The sequence below is a fragment of the Streptomyces sp. NPDC052079 genome, assembly GCF_040680275.1.
In the GTDB taxonomy this organism is placed as follows: Bacteria; Actinomycetota; Actinomycetes; order Streptomycetales; family Streptomycetaceae; genus Streptomyces.
On sequence record NZ_JBFAWL010000002.1, the window covers coordinates 239,129 to 258,929 of the forward strand.

A 19,801-nucleotide genomic window follows, 5' to 3' on the forward strand; every position below is an offset into this window, starting at 1 on the left:
TCACCAGGTCAGAGCGCTTCCTTGTTCTCCTTCGACGCCTCTCCCGACTTGTGCACCGGAGGCAGAACACTCCACGGGAAGTTGATCCACTCATCGGTCCGCTTCCACACGTACTCGCACTTCACCAGCGACTGCGTCTTCTCGTAGATGACGGCGCTGCGCACCTCGGCGACGGCGTCGAGGCAGAAGTCGCGCACCAGCTTGAGCGTCTTGCCGGTGTCGGCGACGTCGTCCGCGATCAGCACCTTCTTGTCGGTGAAGTCGATGGCGTTGGGTACGGGCGCGAGCATGACGGGCATCTCGAGGGTCGTCCCTACGCCCGTGTAGAACTCGACGTTCACCAGGTGGAGGTTCTTGCAGTCGAGCGCGTAGGCGAGCCCGCCGGCGACGAAGACTCCGCCGCGCGCGATGCTGAGCACCACGTCGGGCCGGTAGCCGTCGTCGGCGATGGTCTGGGCGAGCTCGCGGACGGCGACGCCGAACTGCTCGTAGCTGAGGTTCTCGCGCACGCCGCTCACACCTGCGTCCGGTGGAAGTTCAGGAACGACCGCGAGGCCGTCGGCCCCCGCTGCCCCTGGTAGCGCGACCCGTAGCGCTCACTGCCGTAGGGGTGCTCGGCCGGCGAGCTGAGCCGGAACATGCAGAGCTGCCCGATCTTCATGCCGGGCCACAGCTTGATCGGGAGCGTCGCGAGGTTGCTCAGCTCCAGGGTCACGTGCCCGGAGAACCCGGGGTCGATGAACCCGGCGGTGGAGTGGGTGACCAGCCCCAGCCGCCCGAGCGAACTCTTCCCCTCGAGCCGCGAGGCGAGGTCGTCGGGCAGCGTGATGACCTCGTACGTGCTGGCCAGCACGAACTCACCGGGGTGCAGGATGAACGGCTCGTCACCCTCCGGCTCCACGAGCCGGGTCAGATCCACCTGCTCGACCGAGGGATCGATGTGGGGGTACCGGTGATTCTCGAACACCCGGAAGTAACGATCGAGGCGTACGTCGATGCTGGACGGCTGCACCATGGATTCGTCGTAGGGATCGATCCGCACCCGCCCGGCGTCGATCTCGGCCCGGATGTCCTTGTCTGAGAGAAGCACGCCCCGAGAATACGCAAGGCGCGCGGGGCGGCCACAACCGGCCGCCCCGCGCGCCCACGCCCTCTGTCGGTCTCCCCGCGCTACCGCTTCTGCAGGCTGACCGGCACGACACTGCGAAGCCGCGCACAGCGCGGACACCGCAGCAGCCGGCCGGGGCCGAGGCGCTCGGCCTGCTGCATCGGGAACGAGGTGGCGGTGAACACGTGCCCATCGGCACAGCGGACGACGGTGCGCTCCATCAAGTCCAAGAGTCCCTTCCCCAAGAGCCGCGTCTGGCTTGTTGCCCTGACGACAAAAGCCACGTTACGGGATCAAAGGAACGACCCTCCAGGCGGCACCCCGGACGCGCGCCACGGCTTCACGGTACGCCCCGACGACTGCCCTCCGCAGCCGCATCCACGCCTGAAACTCCGTCAGGCCCCCGGGTGTTGAACACCGGGGGCCTGGCATGAGGTACAGTGAGCGAGCGTCCGGACACCGTTGATTCGATACGGGGTCTGGATCTTACGCGGGTGTAGTTTAATGGTAGAACATCAGCTTCCCAAGCTGAGAGCGCGAGTTCGATTCTCGTCACCCGCTCCACGCGAAACCCCCAGGTCATCGACCCGGGGGTTCTTTGTTGTCCAGACCGGTGGGCGAGGCTCGCACCACAACCGCACCATTGGCTCTCGGCTAGCTCCCGGTGGCTTCCTCCCTGTCGTGCGCGGAGCTGTCCTTGTGGCTCTTCGCACGCTCGGTGCGCACCATCTCGTCGAGCCCGGCCGCCAGCTCGCGCTGCCGCTCGTCGTCGGAGTGCTGATAGATCAGTGCGGCCTTCTCCGAGGACTGCCCGGCCCGGACCATGGTGTCCTTGAGCGTCGCGCCGGAACGCGTCGACAGCGTGTGTCCGGTGTGACGAAGGTCGTAGAAGCGGAAGCCGTCCGGCAGACCCGCTGCGACCCGGGCGCGACGCCATTTCCGCCCGAAGGACGTACGACGGAAGGCCCCGCCCTTCTCGCCGACGAAGACGAGGCCGTCAGGCCCCTTCTCCGCGTACCAGGCGAGGTGACGCTTCAGTTTCAAAGTTGCGTAGGCCGGTGGCCCGGGCGGCCCGGATGCGGTCCTCGGCCCTCGCGCGCCGGCGGTGCCGCAGTTCGAGCGCGGCAATCGGATCGCCGGTGGTGTTGGTGGCGAACGCGGTGAGCCGCAGGCCGTCGGCGTCGGTGAAGCGCAACTGGGCGGCGGGGTGCGGCCGTTCCTTGCGGACGATCAGCCGCATCCCCTTCGGCCAGCCGGTGAGGACATCGCCGGCGAGTTCGGCGACCCAGGCGCCGTCGCGGATCTCGCCGACCGGCCCGACAGCCACTGTCCATGCGGCGGGCGGGATCTTGAGGACGGCGTGGTGGATGGCGTCGGTGATGGTCACGCCGACCGAATACGACAGCCACCGGCCGCGCTGGGCGAGCCAGGCGACGAACTCGTGGGTTCCGCCTCGGGAGTCGGTGCGGATCAGGGTATGACGTCCGCGCCGGTACTTCTTCGGCAGTTGGGCCAGGGCGAGTTGGGTGGTGGTGATGTGGTCGGCGGCGGTGTTGCTGCCCGCGTTGCCCGGCCTGAGCCGGCCGGCCACCGGCTCCCCGCTCCCGCCGCTTCCGTGATCGACGAAGCCCGTCAGCGGGTGGTGTCCGAAGGTCTTCTTCCAGGTCGCGGTGGCGTCCTGCTTCTCGGAGTGGGCCAGCACCAGCACCCCGTCCAGGTCCACGATCACCTGCCCGGTGGTGTCCGGCGACGAGGCTCCGGCCAGGCTCCAGACGCGCTCGCGCGTTTCGGCTCGTGCTGACCGGATCGCGGTCAGGGCCCTCGGGCCCGCCGCGGCCAGAGTGTCGATGAGGCGGGAGACGGTCGGGTCGGAGGCTACCGGGCCGAACACGGCCGGCTCGGCCCGCAGCATCCCGACATCGGCCAACCAGTCCCCGCCCAGCGCGACTGCGAGGGCCACATCCAGCACGGTCTTGCCCGGATCGTGCACCGCCCGAGGGGCGATTCAGTCAGCCCCTATTCCACCCGTTGACGGTTGATGTTGTGGCCGGTTGGTCGAGCGTAGGCTGGAATTATGGTCACAGCAGCAGGCGAGTACACGATTGGCAAGCAGGTCGGTCGGTTGCTGGTGCGCACCGCTCGCCAGGGCATGGCCGCAAGGGTTGGACATGACCTGCTCATCGAGGCCACCGAGTGGGAAGGCCACGTCACAGTGCCGGCAGACCCCGCAACCCAGCCGACGGCGGTGTCTGTACGCGTGGACCTGGGCACGCTGAAGGTCCTGGAAGGCACCGGCGGGGTCAAGCCGCTCAGCGACGGTGACAGGCAACAGATCCAGCAGACGATGCACAAGCTGCTGCGTGTCGATCAGCATCGATATGCGACCTTCACTTCCACAAGCGTGGAGATCCACGACGACAGCGCAACCGTTGAGGGAGATCTGACTCTGGTAGGGCAGACCCGTCCGCTCCGCTTGGAGGTGCGACAGCGGGACGACGGCAGCGTCGAGGGTGTCGGTAGCGTGGTGCAGTCCCGATGGGGCATTAAGCCATACTCGGGCTTCTTCGGCGCTCTCAAACTTCGCGACGCCGTCGACATCGAGATCACCACCGGTCTTCAGAAGCTCGATGCACCAGGCTGACGGCAACGACAGCGTGGCTGTGGCCCCAGGGCTCTTTCCGCGCTTCGGCCGCTCAGCGCAACTGTCGGCGTGTTCGGAGAGTCGTATTCGCCGTGACCGAAGCATGTACACAGCACAGCGTGAGGTTGTCGCCGGCCGTCTCAACGGCAGCTGGCATCGGGAGCCTGGCACTCGCCGCCGTGGCAAGTTGGAGCAGCCTCCTGCTGGTCGTGCAGGGGCGGGTGATCCCCGGCTGGGGCATGAGTGCAGTTCTCCTTGTCGTTTCGCTCGTTCTCCGATGTGCCCTCACCCGGGTGGGCCGCCCGACGGATGCTTCACAGCTCCTGAGGAAGCGAGCCAAGTGGGCACGGTTGGGGAGCAGTCTGCTGATCGTGACGGCAGCACTCGGCACTACATGGGGAGCGGTAGACGACCTGATCTCGAACGTGGAATACCGCGTGCTGCGCCCTGCGGGGCCGGGGGGCTGCACGGCCGTGGTGCGGGAGACATCCTTTCTCGTGACCGGCGATGGCGAGGTGTACGCGGTGGGGCGCACCGGCCTGGCCCTGGGCGAGTCGGGATCCTGGACGGTCGACGATGGTTACCGTCCCATCGATGCAGGCACATACGAACTGTCCTGGGGACGGGAGGGCGGTCATTTGCGGATCAGCGGTACAAGCACCGATCCGGTCCTCCGTGGGGGATCGACCGACATCGACTGCGGGTGACCGGTCTCTTCAGAGCTACGAATCAGAGGGCTTCTGACATCCGCGGCTGACATCAACGACGCCGGACGGGGGCATACACCAGCGCACCTGCCTGGCAGTCGCTCCAGTCGACAGCAGCAGTCGAAATGGGCCCGGGTCGAACTCCTGAAGAGGTGCTCACTCGCCAGCCAGCTCAGGGCAAGGGAGAGAAGCCGGCGGACTGGTCGAGGTGAAAAACGGCGAGCCCACGCGAGTGGGCACCCAACCCCGTCGTACGGCGGCTGCAATGGCATTGGCGCAGCCGAGGAGAGCGGCGAGGAGTAACGGACCGGGCAATCCTCCTCCCTCATGAGGCGCCACCGCCCGAGGTCGGCTGCGGAAGAGTGGGTTCCGCCCCCAACTTCCCCTGTTTAGCCTTATGTTCGCAGCGGTATCGGCTCTCGTCCTTGCAGGAGGCCCCGCATGCGCCACGCTCTCCGTACCGCCGTAACAGGGGTGGTGACCTCTGCCGCCGTCCTGGTCTGCGGCACCGCCCAGGCCACGCCTCCGGGACCGGGGGTCACCGCCCGCTTAATCCATCAGACCACCGTGAACGGCACCGACTACACCCTGCGGGAGATCACCGTTCCGCCCGGGCAGAGCACAGGCTGGCACTACCACGACGGTCCGCTGTACGGCATCGTCAAGCAGGGCACCCTCAGCCACTTCGATTCCACCTGCGCCTCCGACGGCGTGTACCCCACAGGCAGCGCCATTCAGGAACCGGCCGGAGCCGGCAACGTCCACATCGGCCGCAACATGGGTGACACGCCCGTCGTCTTGGACGTGCTCTACGTCCTGCCGCACGGCGCCCCGTTCTCGGAGGATGCGCCGAACCCCGGCTGCCCCTTCCAGTGATCACTGCGGCGGCGGTGCTGGGGGCACCCGCGGCCGGTTTGCGGGATGGGACTGGCTACCGCAAGGCGCAGAACGCTCTAACCAGCCGAATCTCGCACCATCCAAGGTCCTCCGGAGCCGTGAGGACACCGTGCACACAGGCGGTCCCCGGAAATTTCCGATCAACCCACTACTCGTATCTCGGAAGTCGCCGGGGACCTGGCCGGTGCCACGACAGGTACTCCGCGAGGAGCCCTGTCGTGGTTGACCGGTCCTATTTGCAATGATTACTCCGGTTATGCGAGGTAGTCAAAGGATCCGGCGGACTATTCCGCGCCGGCCTACTGCGGGGGAAGTTCGAAGCGCAGCAGTGCCCCGGCATGGTGTGCGCGAAGTTCCGTGTTCGGCTCGATGTGCCGGACCTCGCCGCCGTCGTCAATGACGGTCTCGGTCAGTTCGTCGATGATGTCGGGGACCTCGCGCAGCGGCTCCCCGCAGAGCGGGCAGGTCTTTCCCGAGAGCGCGAGCAGCCCGTCCCGGTCGCAGATGACACCTGGGGCAGCCGCCTCCTCGTCCACCGCCAGCGTCCGGATCGCGGCCAGCGAGGCCGCCCACAGCGTCTCGTCGAGGCCGACGGCGCAGGGCCGCCGGGCCGCCCTGGCTTCGAGGATCTCGCCGACGAGCTGTCGCTGCTCCTGGTGTGCGTGGTCGGAGACGAGCTCCTGCACCTTCTGCTTGATGTCCGCGGGCGTGGCGGTCTCGCGGTCGACGGTGAAGCTGCCGATGAGCCGGTCCCGCAGTTGGCGCGGGAGAAATTCGATGAAGACCGGTACCTCATAAGAGTGGCCGCCGACGACGAGCAGATCGAAGCGCCCGGTCCCGAACAGCTGCTTCAGCTCGCCGATGAGCCGCCGGTAGTGCCGTTTGCTGAGCTCGTCGGCCTTGTTGCGGACCCGGTCCTCGGCGAGCCCCGCGGCGTAGTTGGGCTTGCGCAGCGTACGGTCGCGGATCGTCTCCAGCTCCCGGGCCTCGTCGATGTAGTGCTCCCAGACCTGACCGGTCCCCTTGTCCACAATGACCGCGCAGGTGCGGTAGTACTCGTCGAGCACGCCCAGCATCGGACGGACGTACGGATCGGCGTCCACCACGATGCGTTCGCGGGTGCTTCGCGGCAGCCACACCTGCTCGTAGAGGCCGTTGCCGCTGCAGGAGAAGACGGCGGCAGCGCCCGGCCTGTGGGGCTCGTCCTCGAGCGATTTCCCGATCTTCGCGATGTCGTCACGGAGCGAGAGCCGCGCGGCGTGCTCAAGTGAGCGATCCTCCGCGAGGGGCCGGATGCGGTCCAGCAGGCTCGCCACCCGGGTCAGGAACGCGCGGCGGCCCATCCTGTCCGGTTCCGCGGGGATGTAGAGCGAGACCAACGGAAGCCCGTTCCCGTCCAGCCGGAGAATTCGATCGACCTGGTCTTGCGTGATCATCACCGCTCCTCGCGCTCCGTATGCCTCGCTCCGCTCCGTTCCAGGTAACGCGGTGGGCGCAGGAGCAGCAACCGCGGCGTGACTCCGTTCAGTCACTCGGGGCTGCCCGTGCCGGGCGGGTCAGGCGCCACCAGGCCCGGGCGGGGGATTCCCCGGGTCTGGTGACGCGCGGCCGTCCTGCACTCCGGGCGCAGTACACCCGATCCACACTGGACGTTCTTCGCTCGAGCTCTGCAAGCGGCGACCGTGTACAAGTAGGCCGAGCCGTGTCGAATGCGTGTCGAAGGTCAGTCGATGACGCGCGCGGGACGGAAAGACAAGCAGGTCAGCAAGGGGGCTACCCAAGATCCAGCAAGCGCCTTCCAAGCGCCGGGGCGCGTCCCTGGTGAGTGTCTACAGTAACTGCGTGACAACGCCGACAGACAGCGGCGGACAAGCGCGGACGGCTGTGGACGCTCACAGCAGGTGAGAGGTTTACCAGCCCAAGGGCAGCCACCCGCCCAAGTTGCTTAGGGACGAAGAGGTCATCACGCTGGGGCGACCCATCGCATCCGCCGTCGAGACGTGCTCTGGTTGACGCCGGACAGCGCGGCTTAGGACGGGCGCGCCAATCTGAAGCGTTGTCATCCAGGTCCTCAACCGGTACGCAAACGTCGCAGATGGCAGTCGCCTCAAGCGACGGTGTACTCCGCGTCCCCGAAATCTGCGACCACGCGCAGCCGACCACCCAGCGCTTCCACATAGGCCCGGAGCGTCGCCACCTCGGCCCGGTCCAGTTCGCCGTGCTCGATCGCGGAGACGCGAGGTGCCGAGACACCCATCGACGCCGCGACCTGGCGCTGGGTCAGCGCCTGCTCATGCCGGACCTCGGCAAGCTTGTGCGCGCGCACCTCCGCGGTCAGCCGGTCCATGGCCGCCTGCTTCTCCTGAGCCGAACGCACCGGCAGCCCAGCGGCCTCGCGCCGCTCGCGCGCCCTGCGCTTGGTCTCCTCCCAGCCGATCGTGCTCATTCGTACTCCCTGGTCTCAAGATCGGTCACATGCGCCCGGTAGCGCTCCTCGGCGATCGGGACGTTGACGTCGTACCAACGCTGCCAGTTTCCGGCCTTGTGACCGGCCACCAGCAACACTGCCCGGCGCACCGGATCGAAAGCGAAGAGGATCCGGATCTCGCTGCTCCCGGACGATCCCGGTCTCAGCTCCTTCAAGTGGTGGTTGCCGGCACCCTTGATCCGGTCGACCAGCGGACGACCGAGCGTCGGGCCCGTGGCCGCCAGCATGTCGATGGCGTCTTCCACCTGCTCGGCGCTGTCCCAGTCCTCCTCGGCCAGCGCCTCGAACCACGCCGCGACCTCCGCGACGAGGACCACTTCCCATTGAGCCACGAGCCCCATGTTAATGCAAGCGTTAACACGTGCCGTGCTGAAGAGGCCAGTGCCCTGGGCGGCGCGGCACGAGGAGAGACTGTCTCGCCGCGCCCATCACGCCCTCGTGAACGGCGATCCGGACGGCTGGCAGCACCTTCCCGGGGCAGCTCCGGGCCGACCGCGCCGTCGTTACCCCCTTGGCGGCCGACCGGATCCTCCTCGGCCACACGGACGCCGAACCTCCATACCGCCCCTTCGACCAGGACCGTCTCGACCGGATCACACCGTCCCGCTGACAGTGGCACCGGCCGCACCCTGACGCCCGGCTGCTCATCAGGCGGCACGGCGTTGTCCCCCGGAGAGCAGCCACGGCGGTGTCCCCGCGGGTGCGCTCCTCACGGTGGCTGCACTCGTTGTGCCAATCTGCGGCCCCACGTCTGGGTCGGCGCTTCGATGTAGCGGTGGGTCAGGATGCACAGAGGCAGCAGTGCGGTGAAGAACGCCGTTTCGAGCGCGAGGTTGTCCTGCTGGCGTCGGCCGGTCGTGTTGTCGATCACGGCCAGCAGCACGGGATGCACCATGTAGACCGAGTAGCTGATCGTGCCCAGTCCGGTCAGCATCCGTGGGAGGCGTCGGCGGCGTGAGGCCAGGCCGGCGGCGAAGGTCAGTACGGCGAGCAGGAACGCGGTGATCCAGCCGCGCCGTGTGGAGTGGTCGCCGTCGCCGTGCCCGTAGGCACTGCCCACGGCGCAGGCGACCACCATGACGGCCGCGCCGGTTGTGCAGCGCCAGGTGCTCTGACCGTTCTCGGCGCGGTGGACGGCGGTGCCGAGGAACATCGCGGCGAGAATCACGAGGCCCTCCCACAGCGGGACGGTGCCGTTGCACGACACCAGGACGAGCGCCTGCACGCCGCCCAGGACACCCCCGAATACCCGGAGCGCGGATGACCTGGCGCTCGCACAGCAGATGGCGACAGCCATGGCGAGGGAGGCTAAGGCGATCAGCGGGCCGGTGCCGATCCGGCAGGACAGAGCGGAGGGTGGCAGCACCACCCCTGCGGTCACGCTCGCAGCGGCGAGAGCGGCCAGGATGACGGCGATGGCCGCGGACTGCCGGTGGAGGCGGACGGTGAAGAGAGCGACGATCAGTAAATAGAAGGACATCTCGTAGGAGAGCGTCCAGAGGATGAGCAGGAGATTAGGGGTTCCCAGCAACTCCTGGAGCATGGTGGCGTGGGCGACGGCGACGGCGGCCGTGCTGTGCTGTCCGGAGTCGGGGATTTCCGCTATGCCTGCCAGGTTGGCGGCGAGAAGCACCGTGACGACGACCGCCCACAGCGGGTACACACGGAAGATCCGTCCGATCCAGAACGTGCGAATGCAGCCCCGGCGCTCCAGCGACGCCGGGATGATGTAGCCGCTCACCAGGAAGAAAACCATGATGCCGTAGCGGCTGGTGTTGAACTGCGGCATCAGCTCCCCGCGGAAGTCCGCCATGAAGGTGTACGACGAGTGGTCGAACACCACGACGAGTGCGGCGATGCCGCGCATCGCGTCCAGCCATCTCAGGCGCGACGGGCCGGACCGTGCGATCGCCGCTGGCGGTCGTGGTCCGGCGGAGAGTGCGTGTGCCGGTAGTGCGGAGAGGGACGGTAGGGGGTGCATGCGCAGGCGGGGTCCTCTTCTGGGAGGTGGTGTTGGCTCGTGTGGTGCGCGGCGTGCGCTCGCAGGGAGCCGCTCGCACCGACGAGTTCAGCGGCCGGCGCATTGTTCGGCAGTACCGTTCCGGCGGCCGGACAATGACGGATGTGCGGGGGCGGCTGGAGGGGTGAGGGTGTGGCAGGTCGTCGTGAGGTGCCGGTGGACCCGGCGGCGGGTCCGGTGCAGCGATTCGCGTACGAGTTGCGCACGCTGCGGGCGGAAGCCGGCGGGATCACGTACCGGGCTCTGGCCCAGCGGGCGGGTTACTCGGTGACCACGCTGTCGCAGGCGGCGGCGGGCGAGCAGTTGCCGACGCTGCCGGTGGCCCTGGCCTATGCGGGGGCGTGCGGTGGAGATCCGGCGGAATGGGAGGCCCGGTGGAGGAAGGCGGTGGAGGAGGCCGCCCGTGACGGCTCTCGCGACGACGACGGATCAGTCCCGCCGTACCGGGGGCTGGCACGCTTCGAGACCGGTGACAGCGCCTTGTTCTTCGGCCGGGAACAGCTCACCGCCGACCTGGTCGACCTGCTGCGCCGTCGGCGGTTCGCGGCGGTCTTCGGCCCCTCCGGCAGCGGCAAGTCCTCCCTGCTGCGGGCCGGCCTGATACCCGTCCTCCGGCAGACTCAGGATCCGGACCTGCGCCCGGCCGCGATCCGGATCCTGACCCCGGGCGAACGCCCCGCCGACCGTCATGCACCCGTTCTCACACCCGAAGCTCCCGCCGAGGGCAGCGCCGGGGCGGACACGCTGGTGATCGTCGACCAGTTCGAGGAGGTCTTCACCCTCTGCCCCGATGCCGCCGAGCGGGCCCGCTTCATCGATCTGCTGCTGGCCGCCCGGCGGCCCGAGAGCCGCTTACGGGTGCTGTTGGCCGTACGCGGCGACTTCTACGGCCGCTGCGCCGAGCACCGCGGCCTGGCCGACGCACTGCGCGACGCCAATCTGCTGGCCGGAGCGATGAAACCGGCGGAACTGCGGGACGCCGTCGTCAAGCCGGCCGCGGCCGCCGGACTGACCGTGGAACGTGCCCTGACGGCCAGGCTGGTCGAGGCAGTCGCCGACGCGCCGGGCGGGCTGCCTCTGCTCTCCCACGCGTTGCTGGAGACCTGGCGTCACCGCCGTGGCAAAACACTGACCCTGGACGGCTACGAGGCGGCCGGCTGCCTGGACGGCGCGATCGCCAAGAGCGCCGAGAAGGTCTACGGCCGGTTCACCGAGGACCAGGCGGGCACCGCCCGCAGAGTGCTGCTGCGCCTGATCGCCCCGGGCGACGGCACCCCCGACACCCGCCGTTCCGTCCACCGCGCGGAACTGCCGGGCGCCGGTCGGGGGGACACCGCCCGGGTGCTGGATGAGCTTGTCCGAGCACGGCTGCTCACCCTGGACGTCGACACGGTCGAGCTGGCCCACGAGGCCCTGATCACGGGCTGGCCGCGGCTGCGCGGATGGATCGAGGAGGACCGCGAACGCCTGCGTGTGCACCGCAACCTGACCGCCGCGGCCCACGCGTGGCAGGAACTGGGCCGCGAAGAGGACGCCTTGTACCGGGGAAGCCGGCTCCACGCCGCCCAGGAACACTTCGGCGGCGCACCGCGCGAGGACCTCACCGACCTGGAGCGCTCCTTCCTCGACGCCGGCCGCCACCTCGCGCAGAAGGGCCGGCGACGGTACCGGCTCGTGCTGACCACGGTCACCGCCGCCCTGTGCCTCGCCCTCGTCGCCGCCGGTCTCGCCGCGAGGCAGTGGAAGAGCGCCGTCGCCGCCCAACAGCTGGCCCAGTCCCGGCAGTTGGCTGCCCAGTCCAGTGCGCTCCTGGACTCCGAACCCGACCTCGCCTCACTGCTCGCTGTTCACGCCTACCGCACCAGCCCTACCCGCGAAGCCACCGCCGCCATGTATGCCGCCGCGGCGCTACCGCTGCGCAAGCGCCTGATCAGCGGCACCGAGCCCGTGCAGTCCATCGCCCTCAGCCCGGACGGGCACACCCTCGCCACGCAGAGCGGCGACGGCTCCGTACGGATCTGGGGCCTGCCGGGGGGCCGGCTCCGGCACACCTTCACCGGCCATGACATCGACGAAGTCGTGGCGTTCAGCCCTGACGGACGCACCCTGGCCGTCGCCAGTGCCGAAGGCACCGGCATGACACTGGGCCTGTGGGATCCGGTCACCGGCAGGAAACTCAGAGCCTTCACCGTCCCCGATGGTTCGGTACGCGGGGTGGACTTCAGCCCCGACGGTCGTACCGTGGCCGTCTCCTCGCCGGGGGCCGTACGGGTGTGGGATGTCGCCACCGGCCGGAAGCGGCACGGCTTCACCCACCACCCCGACCCACAGGCGGTCGCCTTCGGCCCTGACGGACGTACGGTCGCCGCTGTGGGCCGCGACGGACCAGTGCGTGTGTGGGACATGGCCGCCAGCCGCATCCGGACTGCCCGCGACGACCGGACCGGGGGCCATGCGGCGGGGTTCAGTCCTGACGGCCGGGCCTACGCGGTGGTCCGCGCCGACGGTTCGGTGCACATGCGGGAGACAGCCACGGGCGACGTCCTGCGCACCATCAGGGACACGGCAGGCGAGGTGGACGGAGTGGTTTTCGCTCCGGACGGACGGACCCTGGCCATCGAGGGCCGTGGGGACACGGTGCGACTGTGGGACACCGTCTCCGGCACGGCACGGGCCACGGTGACCGCCGGCCATCACGGACGCGGAACCATGGACGTGGCCCTCAGCGAGGACGGCCGCACCCTGGTCACCAGCAGCAATCTGGACCCCGTCGTCCGGGTCCACCGCCCACCTGCCGACCATCCGCAGACCGTTCTGCCGGGCCCTGCCGGCACGTCCGTCGCCAATATGGCGTTCAGCCCGGACGGACGTACGGTGGCCACGGTCCACCAGGGGCCACCCGGACGTGGGTCGGTAGGGCTCTGGGATGTCAGGACGGGCGACCGCGAAGCCTCCCTGGCGCTCGACACCGCTCCTCCGGCACGCCGGGGAGAGCAACTGCCCCTCGCGGTGTCCGGCCTCGGAGCCGCCGGGTTCAGCCCGGACGGGCGCGCCCTGGCTGCCAGGGTCCTCAGGGAGAGGGTCATCGAGGTCCGGGATGTCGCCACGGGCGGCCTTCGCCGGAGCCGCGCCCCGGGGGGCGTCGACACGGCGGTGTTCAGCCCCGACGGGACGCGGCTCGCGCTCGTCGGCGTAGACGGGTCGGTACGGATCTGGCACCTCTCAACCGGCGTCCTGCACACCGTCCACATCGGCCGCGGCCGACCTGTGAGGGCGGTGGCGTTCGCCCCGGACGGCCGGACCCTTGCCGTCGCCTACGTCGAGGACAGCGGCGAACGGGTCGGGCTGCTCGACGCCTCGAACGGCCGTACACGGCACACCATCAGGACGAGCGCCCGGAGCCCGCTGTCCCTGGTGTTCAGCCCGGACGGGCACACACTGGCCACGGCAAGTGGCAGTAACGGCTCGGTGAGGACCTGGGGTGTGCGCACGGGTCGGCTCCAGGACAGCTTCAGGGCCGGCGGTGAGGTGACGTCGCTGGCCTTCAGCCCCGATGGACGCACCTTGGCCGCGAGCACCGTACGAGGAGTCCGGCTGTGGGACTTCGACACCGGCCAGACGAGAATCACCCTGCGGACTCGCACGCCCGCAGCCGTGGCGTTCAGCCCGGACGGACGCACTCTGGCCATCGGCACAGGCGACTCCGTCGGACTGTGGACGGTCGACCTGCCCGACCCGGGCCGCGCGATCCGGAACATCTGCGAGGCCGTCGGCAGCATTCTCACACGTGCGGAACGGTCCCGGTACGTGCACGACCGGTCCGCCGAGACCGGCTGCCGCGTGCAGCGGTAGCTCGACGGTGAGGACGGCACCGCTCGGCCACGTCGACCTCGTCGGCGTTCAGTTCGGCGCACTTGTCCGCGAACTTCCCCGGAACTGTCCGTGATCGGTAACGGACGGATCCGTCCGTCGCGCCTCGCTCGTCCTGCCAGTTGGTCGAGGTGATCAGGGCAACGGGCAACGACGCGGAGGCGGGGCGGACATGGCGCGGCACAGCGGTGGACGAGGCTGGTACGGCAAGATGGCCGGGGCGGCGCTCGGGGTGACGGTGCTGGCCGTCGGGGCCTCGGTGTGGACGGCGCAGGCCGATGTCGTGGCCGGCCCGTCACCGCAGGCGTCCGCGCCCGCCGCGCCGGGCGGTGATGCCGATCCGGTGTCGAAGACCATCGCGCACGCCTCCGACGCGGGGGACCGGGGCGTCAACATCACCATCGACGACGGCCCCGACCCCGAGTGGACCCCCCAGGTGCTCGACCTGCTGCGCGAGCACGGTGTGAAGGCCACGTTCTGTGTGACGGGGACGCAGGCGCAGGCCCACCCGGACCTGGTGAAGGACGTGGTCGCGGCCGGGCACCGGCTGTGCAACCACTCCGTGTCGCACGACACGGCCATGGACCGGAAGTCCGAGGCGTACCAGTCCCAGGAGATCCTCGACGCCGAGCGCATGATCACCAAGGCGTCGGGTGGCGTGCGGCCGACGTACTACCGGGCGCCCGGAGGGGCCTTCACCCCCTACAGCCGCCAACTGGCCGCCTCCCGGGGCATGCGCCCGCTGGGATGGAACGTGGACACCAAGGACTTCGAGCGGCCGGGCTCGGACGCCATCGTCGCCACGGTCGAGCGGGAGCTCCCCAACGGGCCGACGCTCCTCTTCCACGACGCGGGCGGGGACCGCTCCCAGACCGTCGACGCCCTGAACCGCGTCCTTCCCTGGCTCAAGGAGCAGGGGTACTCCTTCGGCTTCCCGGTGCGCTGAGGCGTCCGGGCATGGGTCAGATCGGCTCGGGCTGTGGTTCGGGGCGCGGGACGGGGACGGTCCTGCGGGACCACTGCTCGGTGGTCCGTGCGTAGCCGTAGACCACCGAGGCCGTCGCCGCCAGCAGCAGGGGGCCGGCCAGCCAGGGGTAGTGGGCCATCTGCACGGGGAGCCAGCGGTACGACAGCAGGAAGGCGGTGAAGACCGCGGTGCCGTAGGCGACCAGCCGGAGCCCTGCCGGGTCCCAGCCACGGTCGTACGCGCGCAGGGCCGCCTCTATGGTGAGGGTGAACACGACACCGGCGATGAGGTCCGCGCCGTAGTGCCAGCCGAAACCGAGGGTCGCGCAGAGCGTGGCGATCAGCCAGAACGTTCCTGCGTAGCGCAGCAGCCGTGGGCTCTTGCGGGTGTGGATGAAGATCGCGGTCGCCCAGGCGGTGTGCAGGCTGGGCATGCAGTTGCGCGGGGTGATCCCGTCGAACGTCATGGGCTGCGGGGCGTCGGCCGGCGGCAGCGTCCGCGGCCAGATGTCGGCCGCGGCCCAGGGCGCGGTGGGCGGCATGTCGGGCGCCCACAGGCTGACCGCCGCCCAGTGCTCGGTGCCGGTGCCGTAGGCGAAGATCGGGCCGACCACCGGGAAGATCATGTAGAAGGCCGGTCCGACGAGGCCTATCACCAGGAACGTACGCACCAGGTGGTGGCGCGGGAAGCGGCGCTCGGCCGCCACGTGACGCAGCTGGTAGAGGGCGGCGACGACCGCGGCCACCGCGAGATTGCCGTAGACGAAGTCGAGGACGTTGTAGCCGACGGCGCCGGAGGCCGTGACGAGCCGGCCCACCAGCCAGGACGGGTCGCCCAGCGCGTGGTCGGCGACGGCGACGTACTGGTCGAGCACCGTCGTGCGGGTCTTGGAGGTGATGAGCAGCCAGGTGTCGCCCGTCTTGCGGCCGGCCATCAGCAGCAGGGCCAGGCCGACGCCCTTCAGCAGCAGGATGCGTTCCGGGCCGGTGCGGCGGGTGACGGCGAGGACCGCGACGCCCAGGGTCACCCACAGGGCGCCGTTGCCGAAGGGGTGGCCGCCGGCCGTGTCGGCGTCGACGGCCCAGCGGACGAGGAGGAAGCCGAGGTCGATGCCGATCGCCGCGACCACCGCGATGAACCGTTCCCGCCGGGTGAGGACCACCATCATCAGCGCCAGGGCGGCGTACAGCAGACCGCCCGACTTGGGGGCGTGGATCACCTCCCGCGCCTGAAGGCTGATCGGCCCCGGTGTGCCGTAGTGACGCGCGGCGAATTCGAGCGCGACGAGGAAGCCGAGGGTCACGGCGGCGGTCAGGGTCCAGAGCACGGCCTTCGGCCGACGCCGTACGGGCGTCGCGGCTCTCTCACGTATGCCCGAAAAGTTCTGCGGTGGTATGTCTGTCAACTTCTGTCAGCTTTGTTAGATGGTGATCCCGTCAGGGCAGCCGTCGGTCAGTTAATAAGACGGGAAAAGCACAGTTCGGGTTCACACCGAGACACCTCACGCCTCCCCCGACCCGCCCCCGCACCTCACCGCCCCCAGCCCTTCGCGCGAGAGAAGCACAGCCCATCTACGCAGGTCAATAGCCGTGTGCACGCACGGAGCCCGACCGTCACCCGGCGTCGGGGCAGAACACCGGGGCGCGGGCGCTCAGGCCGTGATCGCCGGGGACGGCCGGCGACACGAAGCACCAGCGGCGCCAAGCCCAGCGGTGACCGTGATCCGGGGCGCCGTATCGCGTGCAGGGGGTGGATGGTCTGCCAAGGGGGCGATCAGCAGGGCGGGCGGAGACTGGCGTAAAGCGACATTTGGTCGGATGTGTTCATTATTCGATACTTGCCGAGGGGCCCACGGAGTTACGGGCTTTCAGTCGGCCTTCATGTCGAACGCGCCTGGGCGCAGGGCACGCCGTTCCCCGTCTCCTACAGCCGGGATCACGTGGTAGCGGTCTCCGACGATCTGAAGCGCACCCTGCTCCGGCTCTTCGTCGAGGGCCATGAGGACAAGGTCATTGCCAAGCGCCTCGGTATCTCGTTGCGCACCTACCAGCGGCACCTGTCCGAGATCATGAAGCGCATGGGGGCGCGCAACCGCCCGCACGCCGGCTACCTCGTCCATAAACTCCGCCTTCTGGAACGTGACTCCTAGCCCAAGTGTCCCGAAATACTTCGTCCGTTGGCTGCCGTGTGCCCAGAAGACTGAGAGAATGCCTCTGTGGATCTTGGACTCTCCGAGCGGACCTACGTCATCACTTCTTCGACACGCGGGCTGGGCTTCGCCGTGGCGCGGGAACTGGTGGCCGAGGGCGCTCGGGTGGTGGTGACCGGCCGTACTTCCGAGACCGTCGACAAAGCCGTGGTCCGGCTGGGCGGCGAGGACCGGGTGCTCGGTGTCGTCGCCGACAACGCCGAGGCCGCGAGCGCGGAGCGCGTGATCGACGCCGCGCTGAAACGGTTCGGTCGCCTGGACGGCGCACTCGCCGGGGCCGGTGGCCCCGAGCCGGGAGGGGCGACGGAGCTCGACGACGAGCAGTGGCGCCGCAGTTTCGAATCGCTGTTCCTCGGCACGATACGGCTGGTCCGTACCGCGGTGAGCGCCATGGAGGAGGGCGGCGCCCTCGGACTGGTGCTGTCCGGCACGGTACGTGAGCCGGTGGCCGGTCTCGCTCTGTCCAACGGGCTGCGGCCCGGCCTCGCCATGACCGCGAAAGAACTCGCCGACGAACTCGGGCCCCGGGGAATACGCGTGTTCGGGCTGCTCCCTTCCCAGATCGATACCGAGCGGGTCCTGGAACTCGATTCCCTCAAGGGAGATCCCGAGGCGGTGCGTGCACGGAACTCGGCAGCTATTCCATTGCGCCGGTATGGGCGGGCCGAGGAATTCGGGAAGGTAGCCGCCTTCCTGCTGTCGCCGGCGGCGTCGTACCTCACCGGACTCATGGTCCCGGTCGACGGCGGGGCCCTTCGGCACATCTGACACCAATCCGACAACCGATATCTTCCTGGCGAACTCATTCCGAAGGTGGCCGCCCGTTGAAAATCCGTATCGATCGCAGCGCCCTGGCCGAAGCAGTCGCCTGGGCCTTTCACGCCGTCCCCTCGCGGCCGCCGGTCCCCACCCTCGCCGGTCTTCTCCTGACCGCCGCGGACAACGTCCTGACCGTCTCGGGTTTCGACTACGAGGTCTCCGCCAAATTCAGCGTGGAGGCGGATGTCCTGGAGCCGGGTTCCCTCGTCGTCTCCGGCAGGCTCCTTTCCGAGGTGTCCAAGTCGCTGCCGAACCTGCCGGTCGAGATCTCGGCCGACGAGTCGGAGGCGGTGCTGCTGTGTGGCGCGTCGCAGTTCGACCTCCCCGCCATGCCCCTGGATGACTACCCCGCACTGCCCGAGATGCCGCAGGTCCTGGGCACGGTCGACGGCGCCCTGTTCGCGGAGGCCGTCGCACAGGCGGCGGTCGCCACCGGGCGCGACGAGACACTGCCGATCCTCACCGCCGTCCTGCTTGAAGTCACCGACTCCACGCTGCGCATGGTATCCACGGACCGGTATCGCCTCGCGGTACGGGACATACCGTGGAATCCCGCTACCCCGGACGTCGAGCTCAGCACGAACGCGCTGGTTCCGGCGAAGGCCCTGCACGAGATCGCCCGTTCGTTGTCGAAGGGTGAGACCGTGACGCTGTGCCTCAACGCGTCGGAATCCGCTGCGGGCGGCGGGATCATCGGTTTCGAGGCCGGTCCGCGCCGGGCGACCACCCGGCTCATGGACGGCTCCTTCGTCAAGTACCAGAGCATCTTCCCGAGCGAGTACACCGGAAGCGCGGTCATCGAGCGGGTGGCGCTGCTGGAGGCGGCCAAGCGCGTCTCGCTGGTGATCGAGCGGCATGCCCCACTGCGGATGACGCTGTCCGAGGGCCGGATCGTGCTGGACGCCGGGAACGCCGTCGAGGCTCGCGGGCGGGAGGCTGTGGCCGCCCACTACGAGGGCGAGGAGTTCGGCGTTGCCGCCAACCCGAGCTTCCTGGTGGAGGGCCTGAGCGCGATCAGCGCGCCTTTCGTCGAGTTCAGCTACACGACGACCAGCAAGCCCGCGGTGTTCACCGCTCTGCAGGAGCCGGAGGGCGAGCACGACCCCAGCTACCGGTACCTGTTCATGCCGTTGCGCACCGAGTGATCCGGCGTCGTCGGCTGCCGGCGACGGCGGGGCTGGGTGCGGTCTCCTCTCCGGGCGGACCGCACCCAGCCCTTTCAGGGCGAATCGGACTGGTCAACCATCGGCGCCGTGGCTCAGCCGGTCGGCCTACGTTGTGGTCGCCGAGCGGGACTGCGGGCGCCGGTGGGGTGGTGACCGGCGTGCCGAGGTCCAGGGCGTACAGCGGCTTGTCCGGCTGCCGGGTGCAGGCGTCGAGCAGCCGCCGGTAGTGCTCGGTCCAGTTCTCGATCGTCTCGGGGAGGAACAGCCGCTCCGCGTAGAAGACCCGTCCCCGCATGTGCCCGTCCCGCGGCTGCAGGGAGACCACGAGGTCGTACTCGCCGGCGCCCTCGCCGGCGGGCACCGCGGTGGCCTCGGTCCCAGCGAGCCGCAGCGGGGTCGCCGAGCCCGTCTGCTGGGTGAACATGGCCTGCACCACCGGGTTGTATCCGGGCGCGCGGACCGGGTTGAGCCGCTCCACCAGCAGCTCGTACGGGGTGTCGGCGTGCTCGAACATCTCCAGGGTGTGCGCCTTCACCCGGGCCAGCAGTTCACGGAAGGTCAGTGTCCGGTCGACGGACACCCGCAGGATCAGGGTGTTGAGGAAGAAACCGATGAGGGGTTCCAGCTCGGGCCGGGTCCGGTTGGTGACCGGAGTACCCATCACGATGTCGTCGCTGTCGGTGAGCCGGGCCAGGAGCAGAGCGTATACGGTCAGGCAGACCATGAACGGCGTGGCGGTGCCCTCGGCGGCCGCCCGCTCCACGGCCCCGGTGAGCTCCGCGTCGATCCGGAAATCCGCGGTGGCCGTCCGGCCGCCGGTGGACTGCTGCCGCGGCCGGTCCGTCGGCAGGCCGAGAGCCGGGGGAGCGTCGGCCATGGAGTGTGCCCAGGCGTCCAGACCAGGGGGGC

At 69.3% G+C, this 19,801-nt stretch carries 17 protein-coding genes, 1 tRNA gene and 2 pseudogenes; 9 read left to right on the forward strand and 11 right to left on the reverse strand.

Translation table 11 applies throughout. The annotated features are described in order from the left end of the window. Positions 1–8: 8 nt before the first annotated feature. The 3 genes from AB0L56_RS05525 to AB0L56_RS05535 all read right to left on the reverse strand — a co-directional run bounded on the left by AB0L56_RS05525 (position 9) and on the right by AB0L56_RS05535 (position 1,338). On the reverse strand, positions 9–518 hold the full coding sequence (locus AB0L56_RS05525; protein WP_365419293.1) for a phosphoribosyltransferase: 510 nt from the start codon (positions 516–518) through the stop codon (positions 9–11). Further along, positions 515–1,090: a dCTP deaminase gene (gene dcd / locus AB0L56_RS05530; RefSeq protein ID WP_132856835.1), complete on the reverse strand. Its 576-nt coding sequence runs from the start codon at positions 1,088–1,090 to the stop codon at positions 515–517. Before dcd ends, AB0L56_RS05525 begins: the two co-directional genes overlap by 4 nt. A gap of 80 nt (positions 1,091–1,170) precedes the next feature. Then, positions 1,171–1,338, reverse strand: a complete 168-nt coding sequence (locus tag AB0L56_RS05535) for a hypothetical protein (protein ID WP_365419991.1) — start codon at positions 1,336–1,338, stop codon at positions 1,171–1,173. 260 nt (positions 1,339–1,598) lie between these two features. Here AB0L56_RS05535 and AB0L56_RS05540 point away from each other — a divergent pair. Next, positions 1,599–1,672, forward strand: a tRNA-Gly gene (locus AB0L56_RS05540). A gap of 90 nt (positions 1,673–1,762) precedes the next feature. On the opposite strand, the pseudogene AB0L56_RS05545 reads toward AB0L56_RS05540, so the two are convergent. Then, a pseudogene (locus tag AB0L56_RS05545) lies at positions 1,763–2,149 on the reverse strand (site-specific integrase); the annotation flags it as partial. A gap of 4 nt (positions 2,150–2,153) precedes the next feature. Next, positions 2,154–3,107, reverse strand: a pseudogene (locus AB0L56_RS05550) (IS1380 family transposase); the annotation flags it as partial. Between the two features lie 75 nt (positions 3,108–3,182). On the opposite strand from AB0L56_RS05550, the gene AB0L56_RS05555 reads away from it, so the two are divergent. The 3 genes from AB0L56_RS05555 (at position 3,183) to AB0L56_RS05565 (ending at position 5,332) form a co-directional block, all read left to right on the forward strand. Further along, positions 3,183–3,749 carry a YceI family protein gene (locus AB0L56_RS05555; RefSeq protein ID WP_365419297.1) on the forward strand — a complete coding sequence of 189 codons (567 nt, stop codon included), beginning with the start codon at positions 3,183–3,185 and terminating at the stop codon, positions 3,747–3,749. A gap of 371 nt (positions 3,750–4,120) precedes the next feature. After that, the gene (locus AB0L56_RS05560) at positions 4,121–4,456 is read left to right on the forward strand and encodes a hypothetical protein (protein WP_361034811.1); all 336 of its coding nucleotides are present in this window, start codon (positions 4,121–4,123) and stop codon (positions 4,454–4,456) included. Between the two features lie 441 nt (positions 4,457–4,897). After that, positions 4,898–5,332: a cupin domain-containing protein gene (locus AB0L56_RS05565; RefSeq protein WP_361034814.1), complete on the forward strand. Its 435-nt coding sequence runs from the start codon at positions 4,898–4,900 to the stop codon at positions 5,330–5,332. A gap of 320 nt (positions 5,333–5,652) precedes the next feature. Here AB0L56_RS05565 and AB0L56_RS05570 read toward each other — a convergent pair whose 3' ends face one another. The 4 genes from AB0L56_RS05570 to AB0L56_RS05585 all read right to left on the reverse strand — a co-directional run bounded on the left by AB0L56_RS05570 (position 5,653) and on the right by AB0L56_RS05585 (position 9,726). Beyond that, the gene (locus AB0L56_RS05570) at positions 5,653–6,789 is read right to left on the reverse strand and encodes a hypothetical protein (RefSeq protein ID WP_365419300.1); all 1,137 of its coding nucleotides are present in this window, start codon (positions 6,787–6,789) and stop codon (positions 5,653–5,655) included. 671 nt (positions 6,790–7,460) lie between these two features. Beyond that, positions 7,461–7,799, reverse strand: coding sequence for an XRE family transcriptional regulator (locus tag AB0L56_RS05575; protein ID WP_365419302.1), 339 nt, complete (start codon positions 7,797–7,799; stop codon positions 7,461–7,463). Beyond that, positions 7,796–8,182 (reverse strand): type II toxin-antitoxin system RelE/ParE family toxin, encoded by a 387-nt coding sequence (locus AB0L56_RS05580; RefSeq protein ID WP_365419305.1) that lies wholly within the window; start codon positions 8,180–8,182, stop codon positions 7,796–7,798. The genes AB0L56_RS05575 and AB0L56_RS05580 overlap by 4 nt, the downstream gene beginning before the upstream one ends. A 368-nt stretch (positions 8,183–8,550) precedes the next feature. Then, entirely contained in the window at positions 8,551–9,726 is a 1,176-nt protein-coding gene (locus AB0L56_RS05585; protein ID WP_365419944.1) for an acyltransferase, read from the reverse strand. A 267-nt stretch (positions 9,727–9,993) separates the two neighbouring features. Here AB0L56_RS05585 and AB0L56_RS05590 point away from each other — a divergent pair, with 267 nt between their 5' ends. Continuing rightward, positions 9,994–13,713 carry a helix-turn-helix domain-containing protein gene (locus AB0L56_RS05590; protein WP_365419308.1) on the forward strand — a complete coding sequence of 1,240 codons (3,720 nt, stop codon included), beginning with the start codon at positions 9,994–9,996 and terminating at the stop codon, positions 13,711–13,713. Positions 13,714–13,903: 190 nt separating this feature from the next. After that, on the forward strand, positions 13,904–14,677 hold the full coding sequence (locus AB0L56_RS05595) for a polysaccharide deacetylase family protein (protein ID WP_365419310.1): 774 nt from the start codon (positions 13,904–13,906) through the stop codon (positions 14,675–14,677). A gap of 16 nt (positions 14,678–14,693) precedes the next feature. Here AB0L56_RS05595 and AB0L56_RS05600 read toward each other — a convergent pair whose 3' ends face one another. Beyond that, the gene (locus AB0L56_RS05600) at positions 14,694–16,013 is read right to left on the reverse strand and encodes a phosphatase PAP2 family protein (RefSeq protein ID WP_365419946.1); all 1,320 of its coding nucleotides are present in this window, start codon (positions 16,011–16,013) and stop codon (positions 14,694–14,696) included. Between the two features lie 624 nt (positions 16,014–16,637). Between AB0L56_RS05600 and AB0L56_RS05605 the strand changes: the two genes are divergently transcribed. The 3 genes from AB0L56_RS05605 to dnaN all read left to right on the forward strand — a co-directional run bounded on the left by AB0L56_RS05605 (position 16,638) and on the right by dnaN (position 18,871). After that, positions 16,638–16,847 (forward strand): helix-turn-helix transcriptional regulator, encoded by a 210-nt coding sequence (locus AB0L56_RS05605; protein ID WP_365419313.1) that lies wholly within the window; start codon positions 16,638–16,640, stop codon positions 16,845–16,847. A 66-nt stretch (positions 16,848–16,913) separates the two neighbouring features. After that, the gene (locus AB0L56_RS05610; protein ID WP_365419315.1) at positions 16,914–17,675 is read left to right on the forward strand and encodes an SDR family oxidoreductase; all 762 of its coding nucleotides are present in this window, start codon (positions 16,914–16,916) and stop codon (positions 17,673–17,675) included. A gap of 56 nt (positions 17,676–17,731) precedes the next feature. Continuing rightward, complete coding sequence (dnaN, locus tag AB0L56_RS05615) at positions 17,732–18,871, forward strand: DNA polymerase III subunit beta (RefSeq protein WP_365419318.1); 1,140 nt, start codon at positions 17,732–17,734, stop codon at positions 18,869–18,871. Here dnaN and AB0L56_RS05620 read toward each other — a convergent pair. Continuing rightward, positions 18,849–19,769, reverse strand: a complete 921-nt coding sequence (locus tag AB0L56_RS05620) for a condensation domain-containing protein (RefSeq protein ID WP_365419321.1) — start codon at positions 19,767–19,769, stop codon at positions 18,849–18,851. The genes dnaN and AB0L56_RS05620 overlap by 23 nt on opposite strands. Positions 19,770–19,801 lie beyond the last annotated feature (32 nt).

Bases quoted from the DNA above. Each gene is read 5' to 3' on its own strand.
- AB0L56_RS05575 (WP_365419302.1), bottom strand. From the start codon at position 7,799: ATGAGCACGATCGGCTGGGAGGAGACCAAGCGCAGGGCGCGCGAGCGG.
- AB0L56_RS05565 (WP_361034814.1), top strand. From the start codon at position 4,898: ATGCGCCACGCTCTCCGTACCGCCGTAACAGGGGTGGTGACCTCTGCC.
- AB0L56_RS05570 (WP_365419300.1), bottom strand. From the start codon at position 6,789: ATGATCACGCAAGACCAGGTCGATCGAATTCTCCGGCTGGACGGGAAC.
- AB0L56_RS05580 (WP_365419305.1), bottom strand. From the start codon at position 8,182: ATGGGGCTCGTGGCTCAATGGGAAGTGGTCCTCGTCGCGGAGGTCGCG.
- AB0L56_RS05595 (WP_365419310.1), top strand. From the start codon at position 13,904: ATGGCGCGGCACAGCGGTGGACGAGGCTGGTACGGCAAGATGGCCGGG.
- AB0L56_RS05620 (WP_365419321.1), bottom strand. From the start codon at position 19,769: ATGGCCGACGCTCCCCCGGCTCTCGGCCTGCCGACGGACCGGCCGCGG.
- AB0L56_RS05555 (WP_365419297.1), top strand. From the start codon at position 3,183: ATGGTCACAGCAGCAGGCGAGTACACGATTGGCAAGCAGGTCGGTCGG.